Raw genomic sequence first — 16,433 nt, 5'->3', positions numbered from 1 at the left:
GACGAAAAAAGACCCCCTGTGTAAACAGGAGGCCTAGCATTCAGCTTAGATTGGTTTTACTCTACACTGATTCTTATCAAAGAATCATGATTTTCTAATTGCACATAATATATCCCTGGCGATAAAGATGAAATATCTATCGACGGGTTGTTGTCATTAATACTCGTTGTAAGCACGATTGCATTGGCATTATCGATAATATCTACTTGCCTTACATAGCCCAGACTAGCCGCAGTATGTTGACTCTCGTTGATGTCAAAATGGAGCGTGCCTGTGCTGTTGGGCACAGGGTAGACAGATACAGCTGAAACTGCTGCCATTGCCTGACATGACCCCAAGTCTCTCCACCAGTGGGCTGCAGTTCCTGGCACCACATTATACAGATTGTCTGCTAAACATTCATAGTTAGTACCCTCGTGACTAACCAAATCTCCCGATTGGTAGATGGTAGGATAGGGCTCGTACACAGGCGAACAACCACCACCATCGGACAGCGTGGTAAATGAAGTGCTAACCGCTGTGCTCTGACCTGAATTGCATTTAGCTATCACACTGAGTTCATACGTGGTTTGTGAAATCAAATTAGCAAAAGTGTAAGAGGCAACAGTGGTAGAATCTTCCGTCCATGTATTAGTGCCTAACACACGATAGGATACCAGATAATGTTGTGCATCTCCGATCCAAGTACTCAAGGCACTGGTCGTCTGAATATCAGAAACAGCCAGAGCATTCACCGCATCGCAGGTAGTCGTGCCTGCTGTAGTAAATGATAACGTACTATATGGCGAAGTCTGATTATCGGGGCAGGCATAACTGATCCTTGCGTCATAACCGGTACTGGATTGTAAACCACTGAGTTGAACGGTTGTACCTGATACATTCACTGGACTCCAAGTAGTTGCGTCTGATAGCTTGTATTCCACAAGGTAACTAGAGACGCCACTACTTGCAACCCAGCTCAAATCTGCCGTGTTGGTTGAAAATGACTGAACTGCAAAGTAAGACACAGCGAGACAAACGGGATCATCCCCACAGGCTCCCAGGTCTTTCCACCAATGTGCGGCTGTGCCAGGGGTGACGTTGTACAAATTATTGACCTGACACTCATAATTGCGCCCTTGGTAACCCACAATATCTCCAGTTTGATACACACTTGGATAGTTGGCATAAGCCGGTGCACAACCCGATGATACATCATCCAAGGTGATAAAGGTGAGTGAAACACTTTCGGAATCACCTACACTACAGTGCGCTACGATTTGTACTTCATAAGTGGACGCAGCCAATAGGCCTGTGATACTGGTACTTTGACCGGCCACCGCAATGGTTTGCCAAGCTGAAGCTCCCAACAATCGATAAGAAACTGTATGCTGAGGAGATGTTCCTGTCCAGCTGATCGTTGCGGATGATTGAGTGATATCTGATGAACTTGGATTGCCGGGTACTTGACAAGTGACCACATCGGATAGCGTGGTGAAAGTAACTGTGGCGTAAGGCACACTAGTTCCATCACTACAAGTATAGTTGACTCGAATGCTGTAACTGGTATCTGGTGTTAACCCCGTCAACGATAGGCTATTGCCACTGACTGATTGATTGGTCCATTGAGTGGCACTGCTCAATTTATAACCCAGTTCATAAGTTGAAACACCACTGATCAATCCCCATTGAATTGTTGCTTGATCTAATCCAATGTCACTTGCATGTAGACCGCTGACTGCTGGACAAGTGGGACCGCCAGTATTAGCGTCGTTGAGTGCGCGCATGATACTGCCGGCATGGCTGTAGTCCACGTCCTGAGTCAATTCCCACACGATGACGCCCTGATGCCCCTGATCCTTTGAATAGATCAGTTTTTCGGCAGCTTGTTTAGGTGTGTCGTAATAGATGTTTCTACCATTTCCATCCGCGTGCCCATTAAGAGCGTTCGGATCGTTGGCATCGTAGGAAGTAGCTGCATTGGGAAACTCGGCTAGGATATCCTTATACGGTATATACATCGCGCCATTTCCACCATTGGGTTTGCTTCTCGAAAAATCATAACCATAGAGCGGTACACCAAGCACCAGTTTGTCCGCTGTCACATCAAATCCACCATCATGGTTCCAGGTCGCTGGCGCTAACCCCATCCAATATTTCAGGGCATAGTCAGCAGAATAGATTGGATTGTTGGCGTTCTGTTTCGGGTAAGTATTGAGTGGGAGGTCGTATAATGTGGAATGTGGACCTTCGGGTGAATCATTCCATGATCCCGTAAAATCATAAGTCATAAGTGCCAGCCAGTCAAGGCTTTGTGCCATGGTATCGTCATAATTATTTCCATACCAGGAAGTGGCAAAAACAGCTGCTGTAATCAGCTTATTGGGTATTTTGGCCCTTAGTTTTTGAGTCAAAATCCTCAACCCTGTACCAGAATTGGAAGGCCCTTGATCAGGATCTCCGAAATTGCTTCCACGTACACGGCCGCCTTGATCGGTCGTGCCTGTGATGGCAGCGTCGGCCCAGAAACATTCCATATCCAAATCAATGCCATCGATACCTCTGCTAGCGATGTAGTCAGCAATGAGGGTGGCTATTTCCTCCATTTTTGCGTCATCATTATAGTATTTCTCCATGAGCCAGAGGAAAGCATAATCCGTGGCACCACCCAAGGCTACCGACACTTTGGTGCCTGCAGCTTGCGATTTGGATAGCACGTTACAATCCGTCAATACCGAATCCACCTTGTGCATTTGCACAGGATCAAAAGCGATAGACGCAAAATCAGCACTGTTGTAGTTGTTGTTGTTTTGCTGAAACATCAAAAACGAGATATTCATATGCGTGACTGATTCAGGCCTGTAATCATTTTTGATATCATAAGTGTCGATCCATGTGGGCAGATAGCCAATGATTTTTTGATTTCCTGCCGTTCCCTGAGGTTGCACACTGAAATTGATTGTGGATGTTGTACTCAGTGATTCTGAATCGGTAGCCGTGGCCGTGGCCACATAGTCTCCGTAAGCCGCTGGCACAAAGGTGGCCTCATAAGTAGTTCCGGATTTTGTGGCGGTATAACTATCATTCCCCACAGTGATGGTGACGCCCTGTGCTGGATCGCCATCCTCTATATCTGTAGCGTTGAGCTGTAACGTAATAGCCTGCAAGGAAGACTGTACAATTGTAGCTCCAGCAGTAGGGGAAATCCAAGCCACGCTTGGGGCTTGATTGGTGGTGTCTCCTGTGCAGGTCTTGATGCCTTCCCATGCTGCCGACACACCTGGTATGTCCGTAGGAGCTGCATAGTATTTGTTTTCGTATAGCATTTGCTCATAGACTACCAGATGGCCTGGGGTATTGTAGATTTGGGTATCACTCCAATTGGCCACGTCTGTACAAGCAATGTGCGTCTCGTCCCAGATCAACAAAGAAATACTATTTGTAGCCGTAGAACCGTTAGCAAAAACTGCCGAAGCGTCCAACTGATGCACCCGATAGCTGGAAGGTGTCCATGAAAAAGTAGAGTCTGTATACTGCTGACCATCTACAGAAACAGTTAAATTTTGTAGGGCAGAGGCTTTGGTATCTACAGACAGGGACACTGCTATCGGTGATAACGGAGTTTGTTTTACCGCATCACCATCCGCATGACTGGTAAATAAAAGGGTAGGTTGCTGTGCGCAAGGCTCAGCAGATAAGTCGCCCGTATCGCCGCCATATCGGCTCATGTCCTTGCAGCCACAATCAGACAAATCATGCACGCCATCCATGTCGGTGCCGATTTGATACAGCCCGGTAAATCTTTCATAGTAGCCGATACGATCCAGCACTTGACTTTTCTCGATACCTTGACCGCATTCAATGCCACCATTGATGATGTTGACCGTCATGCCCAATCCTGGGATTCTGTTTTTGGTTTCGTCATACGGATTAGGAGACCAGTGACCTGCCATCACATCGTGTGCAGAAGGCTTTGGGTACTGCGGCGTCATCCAAAACCAAATGGCCGTTTGAAAGGCCAATGAGGCATCTTGCACCAATCTTTCTGGTTCGTCCAGAAGCACTTGTTTGTCACCAAAAAGGTATTCACTGGCTTGGCCATAGTTGTAATTCCAAGACAGTTGCATAGGGCCTCTGCCATGATAAGATTTGCCAGGTGAGGGGGGATAGAGCAAATTTCCTTCGTCTCTATACTGAGTAGGATTGCCGACTTCTTCTCTGAAATGCAATCCCCACGAAAATTGTCCTCCAGGAGCCGTAGGCCAACCGCCCGTAGTTTCATGGGCAATATTGGCTAGAAAGGCAGTCAGTTCGCGTTTTCTGGTTTCTAAATCGCCTTCACTGAGGAAATCAGCATAATCGACTTCAATGGTGACGATTTCCTTATTTGCATTTTGAATAGCATCAAAGTCCTCATCGTGTCGAATTTCTATGCTGACATTTGTTGTCTTATCTACACGATTGACTACGTATGCATTGGTTCCGCAACGTCGAGATAGGACAGCTTTTATGTTTCCGATCTGGTCGACAGCGTCTACAAATGAAGCATAGGTAAAGAAATCGTCTGCTGGATCGAGAACCCAGCCGTCTGGTGTATCCTTGGCGCCATAGCGATATGGGAACAATTCGTTCCACATATCTTCTGTGACCAACGAGTCGGCTACTAAAACTTGCGATTGAACATTGGCTTGATGTGAATACTTAGCAAAAAGCGCATGAATTTGAAAAATGAATAAAAGGATTAACAACAGGTGTCTGAATTTAAACAGACACCCAATGGAGCGCACACAGCGATGCCAGGTGTGAAATAGATATTTCATAGGTATAGGTTTGGTTAAGTTTTTATGGATTCAACTGCTTTTCAGCTGAAGTGCATAAAATGAAAGCTTACAAGTTGTCTGATCTGATTAATCCAGCAAAATAAAATAGACCAATGGCAAAGTTTTGTATCTGAAATTCAAAGCGGCGGTTACAGGTGTACTTGTTATAGACGAGTCAAAAGGATTATCAGGAACAAGATAAAAATGCAGACAAGTCATACGTGGGGTACAATACGGAAATATCAATTTAACATAATATAAATTATATAACAAAGCTGTTATTTATTACTGCTGTCGCTGTTTGAAGATTAGCTGTCAGCTTAGATTATATAATGATATTATGTTAACCAGCAAAGCTGGACTTTGACGTGCACGTTTCTGATTGATGATTTTTTTTGGTGTAGTGCTTCTAGCAAGGTTGTTATATAATTAGACGTTATATTAAATAGCCGCTCGGCCAGCGCACATTCCATCGCTCGGCCGTTCCCTGACCAAACCGCTATTAATAGTTTCCCACCCGCTTTCAGGCTAAGGCCTGATCACCAGCCCAGATGCAAGAGATTTCCAGGCAAAGCTTGTCGTTCAAAAATTTGTTATTCGGGTAATTGTTCAGTTCGTTTTCAAATACGGCATTCTCAGCGATTAGGAATTTGCCTGCAAAACACTTGCAGGCCAACGCTTTGTTTGGCTCAACAGCACAAGCCAACCTCAAGCGTCATTCTGAGGAATCAGTAAACCGAAGGTTGCTGATGACGTGAGAATCTCTTTGACGCTTGTAGCAGAATCTGAATAGCTCACGAGTCATTTGATTTCAGTTGTGTTTGCTTAATCGCTCAAGCCGCTGGGCTTTTACTTTTTTCATTGATAAAAAAGTAAACAAAAAATCTAGGCAAAATAATCACTCCCAACACACAGCCCACCGCACCCTCGGTATTTTGCCTTGCCAACCCGCCTGGACGGAGATTGTTCTGCTACTTAACATAATATTAATCAATGATAATAATGCCAATATTCCTTTGTGCCATTTCCATACGTTCCATTCAAAGGCGGAATCTCACCATGATCACGAACGTATGCCTCAATTAAAGCACTCTCATCTTCCTTATTAGATACCTTTATGGGATTGACTATGATATGGAGCTGATTTTCATCTATATGTTTTCGAATGCGATAATATTTTTTTGATAATGTCTGATGCCCACCTAATTGAGGCTTCTTTTGATTTGGATTACAGTTCAGCATTATAGACTTTCTAAGCGAATTAACACGAGAAAGCAAATCCTTTTCATTTTCGCCTATATACAATATTCCTTTTTCGTCTACTCCAAAAGCTCGAGAGAGAGATTTTGGCTTACCATTTTGGAAAATGTGTAGTGAATACGTACCTCCCTCATTTCGACTTACAATTTCAAGCACTTTGCGGTTGAAATCTGGATCATTAATATTTATGTATTGACTTTTCATAATGGACATCAGATTTGCTGAATCATTTTATCAAAGGCATGCTCACTAACAAAATCTTGCATTGTGTGCTGATTTAGATTGATACCATACTCTGGATTCTTAACTGCTGAATCTGTGAATAGCTGATTAGGTTCATTCCAGACAGTGCTTGGAAACAAATACTTGGTAGGTTTTTGACCATCAACAAACAGAACCAATCCAATCCAAAGATCATTTCTCAAACCCCTTTCTAGGTCAGACTTAGATACAAAAGAATAATTGGTTTTCTCAATATTGATCTGACGACACAGGATATCATACTCTTGCTCCCCTACTCGATTAATTACCTTAAAATGTCCTCCTTTATGGTTTAGATAACTCTGGATAACATGATGATTTTCAGATAGTAAAAAGGCAGATTTCATGATGGTCTCTGCTAGTTGATCTAGCTTTGAATGAGGGCGTAGTTGAGACCAGGTATTCACAGTTAAAATTCGCTAAATGTTTTTTTTAGTCTAATGACCTTATCGATAACATCTTGTGCTTCCTTAACTCTTTTCTGTTTGTATTCGTAGCTTGGATACTTTTCGTAATCCTCAAAAGCCATTTTAGTGTATCTCAAAGACTCTATTATGAATTCCAAATCAGATACGTTTAACTCCTTATCATCCATAGTTTAGATCGTTTGGTTCAGCAACTCTTGCCAATTTATTTTCTGCTATTTCATACCGAATATTCAGCCCGTATAGTCTCCTTAAGAAGTTTTCAGGATCAGTGGTTTCCAATAAGGTGTCCTTCTCATCCTCAGTGAGTTCGCAAATGCCGAAATTCTTAATGTAATTCTTACTCATTGAAATATAACCCGATGAGTAATCTTTGGTGATGTTTTTGATATAATCAAAGAATACGTCTGATTCCATTATTCTTTGTAAAACTCTAAGCTCTCGCAGCGAATCGGAAATTACTGCTATCCCACTATAAAAAAGAAGGTTTCTGTCTCTAGAAATTGTAAATGTTGGACGTTCACTTAGGTGAGGAAAAAACAGTTTATAAGAGTTAATATCCAGAGATTGTCTTCGTCCATAAGCATACCATTTTTCGTACTCTCTCTTCCCCTTGTCTCGTTTGGCTAGCACTTTCTTGTTATCACATAAGTATCGATAGGCTAATGGGTATAACTTACAAAGCACCTCTTCCTCCAGAATCAGTATTTCATCTTCCTCTTGTTCATAGGGGAAGATTATTTTTTCATCATTAGCTATTATCTCCTCTTCGCTTCTTACTTTATTGGGATTCACAATATCACGGCATATACCCTTTTCTATTTTGTATACTTTGTCTTTTTTAGTCTTTAGAAAAAAATAGTCATCATCTTCCTTGATTGGAAAAAACTTATATACATCGTTTTTTAAAGTTGCGATTCCATTTCTGGTGGTATATACATCCTTGAATAATCTGCCAACTGATTCGATTTTATTGACGTACTCCAGTTGTTCCTCAGAATCAACCAAATTCCATCCATCATGATCATGTAGAGTATTATAATCATATTCAATGAACATTTCATCAAGAATATCATTTAAGCCACTAAGAGATGTTTTTTTGTATTGGACATGACCAACTCTATTGGTCAAAAAGCAAATGCATGTATAAGTACTTCTATTACGAAATATTTGCTCACCTCCAAAATTGATAATCCTCAGGTCTACTTTGTTTCTAGAGAAATACTCTCTGAGAGATCTGCCATTGACACTTTTAATAAAGGTGTTAACAGTGATGTACCCTAAAATTCCGTTGTTTTTTAAATTCTCAAACCCTAACTGAAAGAATGGAATGTATAAATCTGGGTGGCCACTTCTTGTTACTTCCCATTTTTGAATCATTTCTAATGACTCCTGATCCATATTTCTAGAACAAACGTATGGAGGGTTTCCCACAATGATATCAAACCCTTCAAAGTCCTGAATTACGTCATTCCAATTGAAATCGAGAGCATTATTTTCATGTAAATTGAAGTCATATGATTCATCATCCTCTCCTTCTGTAACTGCAAGAATGCTCAAAAGAATTTTCGATCTGTCGATGGAATATTCTTCAATATCTAAACCATATAGTTGCTCTTCAAAAATTTGCTTGTATGCACGGTTAGTTGAGTTTTTCAAAAACTTGGCGCAAGACAGTAGAAAACCTGAACATCCGCAAGCTGGATCACAGATTTGAATCGTTTCGAGATTATCATTATAGGCGTTAATAGACCTGTCTACAATGTAATCTCGAATATGCTTAGGAGTGTAAATAGCCCCATTTATGATCTTTTCTTGCGGAGAAATGACGAACTCAAATAGTTCTATTATCTGTTCAAAGTCGTTGAGCTTCTGGAGAGAAATGAATTCATCAAGTGCATCAAAATCCTCATCCTCTTCTTTTATCAGTAGATTTAGTAAAAGTTCATTCTTGACAGTTTTAATATCTTTTTGATATAAAAATGACGACACTATTAACCGATTGACCTTAATTGGATCAAATGAATACGAACGGAGATATGAGAATATGTCTTTTTCCAATTCTATTGTGCTCTCAAATATTTTTTGTAATCCATGTACTTCATCGTCACTTGGATGAAAAGTTCTTTAGCTTCACTATCATCACTTTTTTCTATAATATTTCTTAGTTCAATCATTCTTGATTCAAGTTGCTCGAGAATCCATATTATGCTGTATCTCTTAAGGTATAATTTCAACTTCTTATGCATATAGACTGCTTTCGGAGAGGCTGGTTCAGGGATAATTTCCCCTTTATCATTCCTGAAAAAGTGCTGATTGTAATCCGTGTCGCATGGATCCAGATAATTGCCCTCATCATTACTTTTTGCTCGATTGACGTAGGAGCAGCTATAGATTAAGTTAGAGTACTTTGTTTTCAGGGTTGGGTATTTTGATTGAGGTAGAAAATGATCTATTTGAAATGTAATTGAGCCACCAAACCAATCATCAAGACAGTTAGTATAGCCGCATTTCTTTTTGAAATCTTTCTGCAAATGGGGTTTATAGCCTCGGTAGTTTTTCAACTCCTTACCCTGATAGGTTCTCGCAGGCGTATAAGAACTGCTTCTAAATTCAATTTTCGCCATCCCGACCTAGTCTTTTAGTTAATGAATCTACTTTATCTAATAAATCAGAAAGTGAATCTGACTCCTTCTTTTCTTTAACTATTTTGGGAACAACTGATTCTTTATCAAGCGCCCTCTCTATCAATCCATCTAAAAGGACAATCTCTTCCTCTTCCGCAGCATCTAACTCCTGACTTTCACCCTTTTTCAATAACTCTAGAAGCCTTTTTTCTGCATTGTCAAGTTTTGTTCTGTAATGAAGTATCTGATTCTTGACTCGATCTAGGAAGTTAGCTTTTGCTTTAGTTTCCTTTTCTGTACCATGGAGTATCCCCTTGATGTATACAATGTTGACATCTTCACTTTGACCAACAGCATCATCATCAAATGCAGTCATTACAAAGCAGGGAAAGTCCTCTCTTTTGGAAGAAATTTCGCGAACAAGGTCTACACCATTATAAGGAACATTATATTTAATATCTTCCTTAATCTCATTCAACATGAAATCTGTTATTACTGCATCTACATGTTGACTAAATATTTCATCTAACATTTCATCTAGCCCGCCTAATGGAAAGGATGAAATCACTTCAAAATTTCCATCTATATCTTTCTCCTCTATGTAATCCTTGAAGCTATCGATATCATCTTGCTCCTCATCTATGAATAGAATTCTGAACATTTTATTTTCTTTTAAATTTTAAAGGAAAAGTCAATCTTAATCCAAATCCCTCTTTCGGAAATAGAAGTTTCGCGTCTGCATCATTTTCCTTGGCTATCGATTTCACAAGCCACATTCCCAACCCCGTACCTTCTTCTGCACCTGTAAATGCATTGCGTTTTGTGGTATAGAGTGGATCAAAGATTTTTTCTGGTTTTGTAATATCTGACGATAAACCAGGTCCATTATCGTAATAATCAATTTCCACGTTTTTGCCTGCTTTAGCTTTTATAGTAATGATCCTATTTCTGTTTTCTCTAGAATGCTTGAAGGCATCAAAAGAGTTAACCAACAGGTTATTGAAAATACTATCAAAATCTATTTCAAATACACGTAGTTCAATCTTATCAATACTAGATAAGTCTAATTCAATACCTCTATTTTCGAGAATAGTAAACCAATCTGTTTTTAAGTCATTTAGGTATTTGTGCAGTGAAAGCAGATTTCTTTTTCTCTTATCTTTCCTTGCAGCTCCCATAGAGAAATTAAGCCAGTTTTGTAGTTTCAAATCCTGTTTCTTCATCTTTTCCAGCTGAACGTAAGGATTCTTTCTGTCTTCTACTTTCTCAAAAACCTCTGCTTCTACTTTTGCTTCAATGAGGGTTTTTACTTTATCAACCCTTGAGGCTAATACATCATTAAGCTTACTCAAGTCGTGACTAAAAGATGCTAAAACAATTCCACTGCTTGCCAGTCCTCGAAGGACTTTTTGTTCGTCTCTGAGCTTCTCAATTTCTTCATCTTTTTCTTTGTTTAATTCGGCCAGTACAACTGCTTCGTTACTTCGAGAATCAGCTTTTACATCTTCAGGTTTAATTCCTTTTTTAGCTTGCTCTTCCTTTTCCTTCTTGCTCCTTTCGAGAACACCTTTTGCTAATTCTTCCGCCTTGTCCCTATTTATTCTATCAGAATGTTTCTCTTCATAATAAGCATCCATAGCACGCGCTATATATGCCCGATCTTCCTCTAACTCTGATATAATGCTCGATATAATCTGTTTAAGGATCAAAAAAGTTTTGTTCTCCTGTAATCCCTCACGGCTTGACTTGTCTTCAAAGTTTAAATTCGTCAAACGTGATATTTTGATGGCCCCTGAAATATTCTCAGGCTCAACTTTCCACCCACCTTCTTTCTTTGCAATCCCTGCTTGGCTTTGCGATTTTCTGAGGCCTAAACCTAGCCAATCAAATGAAGTGTCGTTGACCTCACCATATGGTCTAACTCGAAAATTGTCCCTGAAAAGCTTAACTCCTCCAAACTTGTCAAGCCACTCTCTCCTATTGTTACTCATGAAAGGGCTGTAGTGAAATCTTTCAACGTCTGTGCCAGAGTATGATCTTTTCAAAAAATAAAAGGTGAAATCAAAGACGCCAATGTCATTAAACACATTTGATTTATCACTTTTTGCGAATCCAGGCAGAAGCTGAGCGAATGTTGAGGTCTTTTTCCAATACCCTCTTTCAAAGTCCTTTTTCTTGTAAGGAGACTTCTTCATCTCCTTTCTTCCAAAGAACTCTGGCTCAATGGTTTCAAGGTCATATTCATTTCGGAATACCTTGATCACAACATTTTGATTCTCATCTGCTTTTGCAGTAAGCTTATAGTCATAATCATCACAAACTGATCCTTCTACTTCTCCATATTTTTCCAAATCTTGAGTGGTATACAGATAGATTTTAAATTCACCACTTTCTTTTGGTGGGACTAAAACTTCTAAGTCCGAATAAACTCCATTGACATAGAAATCCTCCCAACTCTCCCTTAGGTCGGTGATTTTTAAAATGGTACCATATTGAAACTTCTCTTTTGTTTTGATTTTAGTCAAATCCAAATCTGGTAAAGCTTCTTCAAGATTGCTTTTAAAAGAGTCCGTTTTAATCCCAACTAAATCTGCTTTTACGCTATCAATTGTTTTGAAATCACCCTCAAAATCCTCCCAATCTACATTCCATCTATAGCCATCATACTCGGTTTTTACTCCTTTTTCATCTATGTCTGGCTCATGATTTTTAGGGTTAAAAACAGTTGTCATTTCACATTTTCCTCCCAGCTTGTCAAGTGCAAAACGTCCTATTCCTTTAGCACCAGCTTTTACTTTCCCTGATTTCGTAAAGACGTTTATGGCTTTATTGTCAGTTCCAATAGTCATCCAATGATCACGAATAATCTTTTGAGTCATTCCCTCTCCAGAATCGATTATATACAATGAATTGAGCTTGGCCAATTTTGCTTTCAGTGTCTTAGTCTCAGCTTCAGTTATGTCATTCTTAATTTTATAGTGGTCTTCATTCTTGTCATAAATACCCTCAAGGAATTCTTTATCAAGACCACTCTTTACTAAATCATCAAATTCTTCGGTATGGAGTTCATCAGAAATATCAGAATATCTATTGTCGAAATAAACAATACTGATATCGCTATCGGCATCATACCCATTCTTCACCAACTCAATTATTGCCCCTTTTGAAGTAGCAATATTTTCACGGCCAATTAAGCGTGCGGTTCTAGCCGAAACTTTGAATGAGACTTTAGTCATTATGAGGTTGCTTTTTTGTTAGGAACCATCAAATCTCTTACATCTACTTGTAGGATATCTGCTATTTTATTTAAGTCTTCAAGACTAGGCTGGCTCCTGTTCTGCACATATGAGTTAGTCATATTATAGCTTTTACCAAGCTTTTCTGCTAGCCAAGTTTGCTTAATTCCTTTATCTTCAAGTACCGCTTTTATTCGATTCATCATCTATTGAATTAACCAAAGTGGAAGATAGCTATATTGTGAAATTTATCTTAGAATTTGAGATGTTTATTTGGGAATCGAAGCGTTCCGATTTGTGCTTATCTATCCGCACACATTTGCCATTCCCACTATCCTCCCTCCTGCCAAAAATGTCAAAAGAGTGCTCGTGAGTGCTAGGAATTGAAGTGACTGCTTCTGAGCACGAAAAAGGCCTTCCCCAAACTATTAATGCCAACCCTGAACCGAAGCTATATTAACATAACGCAGGCCATTATATAACACATCTAGGGATCTGCGGCCAGACGCGCAGCGGATGGTTAACATAAAATCAGATATGTAATGCGCGTGAAACGGTGCCTTATAAATCTCAGTAAAGCTTGGTTATGGTGATTAGTGTTTTCAAGTTTAGAATATCCAATGAATCAATTCCTCATCATGGTATTATAAAACACCGATTGGCAGCATACAAATATAGGCCATATTCCGCAATCAGCTGATTATCAGATGTTTGTCGTTTATTTTGTATTCTAACAGTTCCTCAAGGTTGAATGTTTCTGATTTTGAATTGATTGAGTGAAAATCATACTCTCCATGTATATTAATATGTTTCCAGGAAATCAGACTCGAAGAGCTTAAATTTTCTATAATCTTTTGACTCTCCTTCTCCTTCAATTGAGAGAGTTTCATCGTCAGACTTAAGTAATTCCAAAGTACTATAGCATTTTGAATAAGATTTCTGCAGCTCAGAGCTAATTCTTGAGCCTCTTGTTCCCCTACCGTAAATTCTTGATTATTGCCAAACCAGACTTCTTTTGCAAATTTGTGCCATAGCTCTCCTTTGTTAAGTTGTTTTTCTATTCGCTGTCTGAACTCCGAGTCATCGAAATATTTGAGTAGAAATACTGTTTTGTGAATTCTACCTAACTCCTTGAGAGCCCTATACAATGGGTGATTTTTTGAATATGAGCTTAGCCGCTTCATGAGTACTGAGGCAGTTACTTTTTTTGTCTTAATCGAGACTAGAAGTCTTAAAATATTATCCCATTGCTCCTCTAAAATTTCTACATTGATGTATTTTGCCTTTTCTGGTAAAACCTTATATCCTAGGTCTTCATAGTGCTTTCTTGGTCGATCTTTAAATGTGTAAATAATTTGACTTCCTGGAGATTTTATTCTGGGTGCAAACTCAATTCCTAATGAATTACAGATTCCAAAAATAACTTCTGTATAACCATGGGTATCTGTACTATGGATCGAACTTTCAACAACGTCATTATAGAGTAATCCATCAAGAACATAGGCTGCTTCTCTTTCACTTGAGCTAATAACTGTATCATAAAATACCCTACTATATTCATCGATGAAACTATATGCAGAAACCCCTTTACCAGTACCAAAGTATTTATAAGAATAACTAGAATGAATTGAAGGCACAGAAACCCCAAATTTTTGTCCATCACTTGACGTGTGCATTTCATTAATAAGTTCCTTTAAAAACTTCGGAATTGCTAGTCGATCTGTTACTTCAAGGATTCGATTATTCGCTTCGCTTAGATTCTCTCTGGTAAAATGCCATCTAACAGTATTCTCTAACTTTTCGGCTCCAAGTTCTTTGGTTATTTTACCCATCTTCCTAACTCCAATATTACAACCCAAGGCAATTATCCCTGCAAATAACGTCTCATTATCTGGATTCCTTTTACTTCCTTTTAAAGCGAAGTGAGTAAATGCTTCTAAGAATTCTGTGGTCTCGGCAACATCGGCCAAAACGTCTACTAGAGGAATTACGTCCCCCTCTGCTAAAAGATTTTTAACAAATTCATTTTGTGAAGGATCATTTTTTGGAGTTTCTAAAACTGGTTTATCCGATCGATTAAAAGACAAGTGTGGATTCTTGCCAGCGTTATCGTTCGTTTCGACATATTGATCATGCATTTGATCCTTTAATACTTTAAGTACTTGTTGGAAATCGCTCAATTTTGACAAATTTGATCTATGAAGTAATTTCTCTTTGTTTTCGTTCCAGACTTCTTGTTCAATCATGTAATCATTTATAGAGCGATAGTTATTTGAGTATTTTAAATTTAGAGATCCTGCTTTGATGTGCTCAGAGGACTCAATAAACAACAAACATTTATACAATCTATTATTTACTCCCCCTTCGTCGATAACATACTTACGTTGTTCATCATTCAAATAATCCAATGGAGGGATTTGCGATATATTACTTTTTTTGATTTGGTAATGGGATACTGACTCATAAATTTTCTGATCAGATGCTTCCTTATTAAAGTTGATAGTTAAGAACAAATTTTTTAGTTTCCTACTGAGTCTCATCGATCCTTTTTCAACAATTTCATAGAACATTTCGTCCTTGAGTTTTTGGGATACAGTATTTTCAAGAAGTTGAAACTCTCTGATAATTTGCTCTTTGATGTTTGGTTTGGTATCGATAACTTCTAGGGCTATTTGAACTTTGTGCTCAGATGAATACTCGCTTGAACTAAGAATATCTCTGACCTTTGTAAGTTTACTTTCCTGTGTATCAATACTCGACACAATTCTATCTCTTGATTCTTTAACCTGTTTGGTAGGATTTTGACGTTGATTGATGAAATCGTCCTTGATTCGCTTATCAACACTATTAAGGAATGACCGTATTGATTTAAGGAAAATTTCAACAAATAAATCTTGTCTAATTCTGTACTGATAGGTTATTAATGAAAGTACATATAAATATTTCTTTTCTGGATTCTTTATAGCATTGAATTGCGGCTGTTCAGCAAGCATCATCCAGCCAGCATAGTAATTTACTAGTGATTCAGATATAGAAGTATTCTTCAGAATCGATTCAAACTGCAAGAACACGTCCGAGATGACATGAAATTTTTCAACACTTTCCTGAATTTTACTTGTGCGTGTTTCTTGATTTGGTTTCTTTAAAGTTGTCAACAAATAGGGATTATGAGTTGACACTTCACCATCCAAAGCTGGAAGAGAAATGAATTGGTCTAATAATTCCCTGTCTTCAGGAGTAAGTAGCTCATTTAATTTATTAATTATTTCAGATTCTAATACATTTAAGGCATCAGTTATGATGCTCGCCAGTGTACCGTATTCGGGTATTTCAACTTTACTTTCAAATAAGTGCCGGACTAAAGACAAAAATATTTTCTTTGGGCGAAGAGCTTTTTTTACTAATTCAAGTGCTTCAAGTTTAACCTCGTTTTTATAACTCTTGAATGGTGTGAATCCATAATAATCAAGTAATTCTCCTTTATGAAGTCTAAAAGTGGACTCTTTGTACCATCGATGATCGAATGAATATTTTTCGAAATTGATATTCAAAATGTCGCAGCAAAATTTGACGTCCTCTCTTCTGAATTTTTCTGCTTGAAAAATCTTCTTGTATGCCACAAAGTACCCCTTTAAAAGGACATACCCGAGGAGGCTTTCATTTTTGGTAAACTCAGACATTTTCCGAGGGCCGGAATCTAAGTTGAAATAAGTTGGTTTTTCGTCTTGAGGTATTTGCTTTGGCTTATCAAACTGACGTACCTCATGGTTTTTGAGTATCTTAATTCTTGGCACGGTTAGGTGTTTTAAGGTTAATTTGTGGATT

At 38.8% G+C, this 16,433-nt stretch carries 10 protein-coding genes; all 10 read right to left on the bottom strand.

The window, feature by feature from the left end; genetic code table 11:
• Window positions 1–56 precede the first annotated feature (56 nt).
• The 10 genes from ACO6S2_RS12630 to ACO6S2_RS12585 all read right to left on the bottom strand — a co-directional run bounded on the left by ACO6S2_RS12630 (window position 57) and on the right by ACO6S2_RS12585 (window position 16,402).
• Entirely contained in the window at window positions 57–4,799 is a 4,743-nt protein-coding gene (locus tag ACO6S2_RS12630; RefSeq protein WP_422358916.1) for a glycoside hydrolase family 19 protein, read from the bottom strand.
• Window positions 4,800–5,789: 990 nt separating this feature from the next.
• Entirely contained in the window at window positions 5,790–6,263 is a 474-nt protein-coding gene (locus tag ACO6S2_RS12625; RefSeq protein WP_422358915.1) for a hypothetical protein, read from the bottom strand.
• An 8-nt stretch (window positions 6,264–6,271) separates the two neighbouring features.
• Window positions 6,272–6,667, bottom strand: a complete 396-nt coding sequence (locus ACO6S2_RS12620) for a hypothetical protein (RefSeq protein WP_422358914.1) — start codon at window positions 6,665–6,667, stop codon at window positions 6,272–6,274.
• A gap of 62 nt (window positions 6,668–6,729) precedes the next feature.
• Window positions 6,730–6,915, bottom strand: a complete 186-nt coding sequence (locus ACO6S2_RS12615) for a hypothetical protein (RefSeq protein WP_422358913.1) — start codon at window positions 6,913–6,915, stop codon at window positions 6,730–6,732.
• Window positions 6,908–8,737, bottom strand: a complete 1,830-nt coding sequence (locus ACO6S2_RS12610) for an HsdM family class I SAM-dependent methyltransferase (protein ID WP_422358912.1) — start codon at window positions 8,735–8,737, stop codon at window positions 6,908–6,910. The genes ACO6S2_RS12615 and ACO6S2_RS12610 overlap by 8 nt, the downstream gene beginning before the upstream one ends.
• A gap of 71 nt (window positions 8,738–8,808) precedes the next feature.
• Window positions 8,809–9,372 (bottom strand): hypothetical protein, encoded by a 564-nt coding sequence (locus tag ACO6S2_RS12605; RefSeq protein ID WP_422358911.1) that lies wholly within the window; start codon window positions 9,370–9,372, stop codon window positions 8,809–8,811.
• On the bottom strand, window positions 9,359–10,033 hold the full coding sequence (locus ACO6S2_RS12600) for a hypothetical protein (protein WP_422358910.1): 675 nt from the start codon (window positions 10,031–10,033) through the stop codon (window positions 9,359–9,361). Before ACO6S2_RS12600 ends, ACO6S2_RS12605 begins: the two co-directional genes overlap by 14 nt.
• 1 nt (window position 10,034) lies before the next feature.
• On the bottom strand, window positions 10,035–12,608 hold the full coding sequence (locus ACO6S2_RS12595; protein WP_422358909.1) for an ATP-binding protein: 2,574 nt from the start codon (window positions 12,606–12,608) through the stop codon (window positions 10,035–10,037).
• Window positions 12,608–12,811 carry a helix-turn-helix domain-containing protein gene (locus ACO6S2_RS12590; protein WP_422362447.1) on the bottom strand — a complete coding sequence of 68 codons (204 nt, stop codon included), beginning with the start codon at window positions 12,809–12,811 and terminating at the stop codon, window positions 12,608–12,610. Before ACO6S2_RS12590 ends, ACO6S2_RS12595 begins: the two co-directional genes overlap by 1 nt.
• A 489-nt stretch (window positions 12,812–13,300) precedes the next feature.
• Window positions 13,301–16,402 (bottom strand): Tn3 family transposase, encoded by a 3,102-nt coding sequence (locus ACO6S2_RS12585; protein ID WP_422358908.1) that lies wholly within the window; start codon window positions 16,400–16,402, stop codon window positions 13,301–13,303.
• Between the last annotated feature and the right edge of the window lie 31 nt (window positions 16,403–16,433).

The sequence above is a fragment of the Reichenbachiella sp. genome, from assembly GCF_965233835.1.
In the GTDB taxonomy this organism is placed as follows: domain Bacteria; phylum Bacteroidota; class Bacteroidia; order Cytophagales; family Cyclobacteriaceae; genus Reichenbachiella.
This window is presented reverse-complemented; position numbering and strand designations above follow the sequence as displayed.

What these genes read in the sequence shown, in the direction of transcription:
- ACO6S2_RS12615 (WP_422358913.1), bottom strand. Translation starts at nt 6,915, where the DNA reads ATGGATGATAAGGAGTTAAACGTATCTGATTTGGAATTCATAATAGAG.
- ACO6S2_RS12595 (WP_422358909.1), bottom strand. Translation starts at nt 12,608, where the DNA reads ATGACTAAAGTCTCATTCAAAGTTTCGGCTAGAACCGCACGCTTAATT.
- ACO6S2_RS12590 (WP_422362447.1), bottom strand. Translation starts at nt 12,811, where the DNA reads ATGAATCGAATAAAAGCGGTACTTGAAGATAAAGGAATTAAGCAAACT.
- ACO6S2_RS12605 (WP_422358911.1), bottom strand. Translation starts at nt 9,372, where the DNA reads ATGGCGAAAATTGAATTTAGAAGCAGTTCTTATACGCCTGCGAGAACC.
- ACO6S2_RS12625 (WP_422358915.1), bottom strand. Translation starts at nt 6,263, where the DNA reads ATGAAAAGTCAATACATAAATATTAATGATCCAGATTTCAACCGCAAA.
- ACO6S2_RS12620 (WP_422358914.1), bottom strand. Translation starts at nt 6,667, where the DNA reads ATGAAATCTGCCTTTTTACTATCTGAAAATCATCATGTTATCCAGAGT.
- ACO6S2_RS12630 (WP_422358916.1), bottom strand. Translation starts at nt 4,799, where the DNA reads ATGAAATATCTATTTCACACCTGGCATCGCTGTGTGCGCTCCATTGGG.
- ACO6S2_RS12600 (WP_422358910.1), bottom strand. Translation starts at nt 10,033, where the DNA reads ATGTTCAGAATTCTATTCATAGATGAGGAGCAAGATGATATCGATAGC.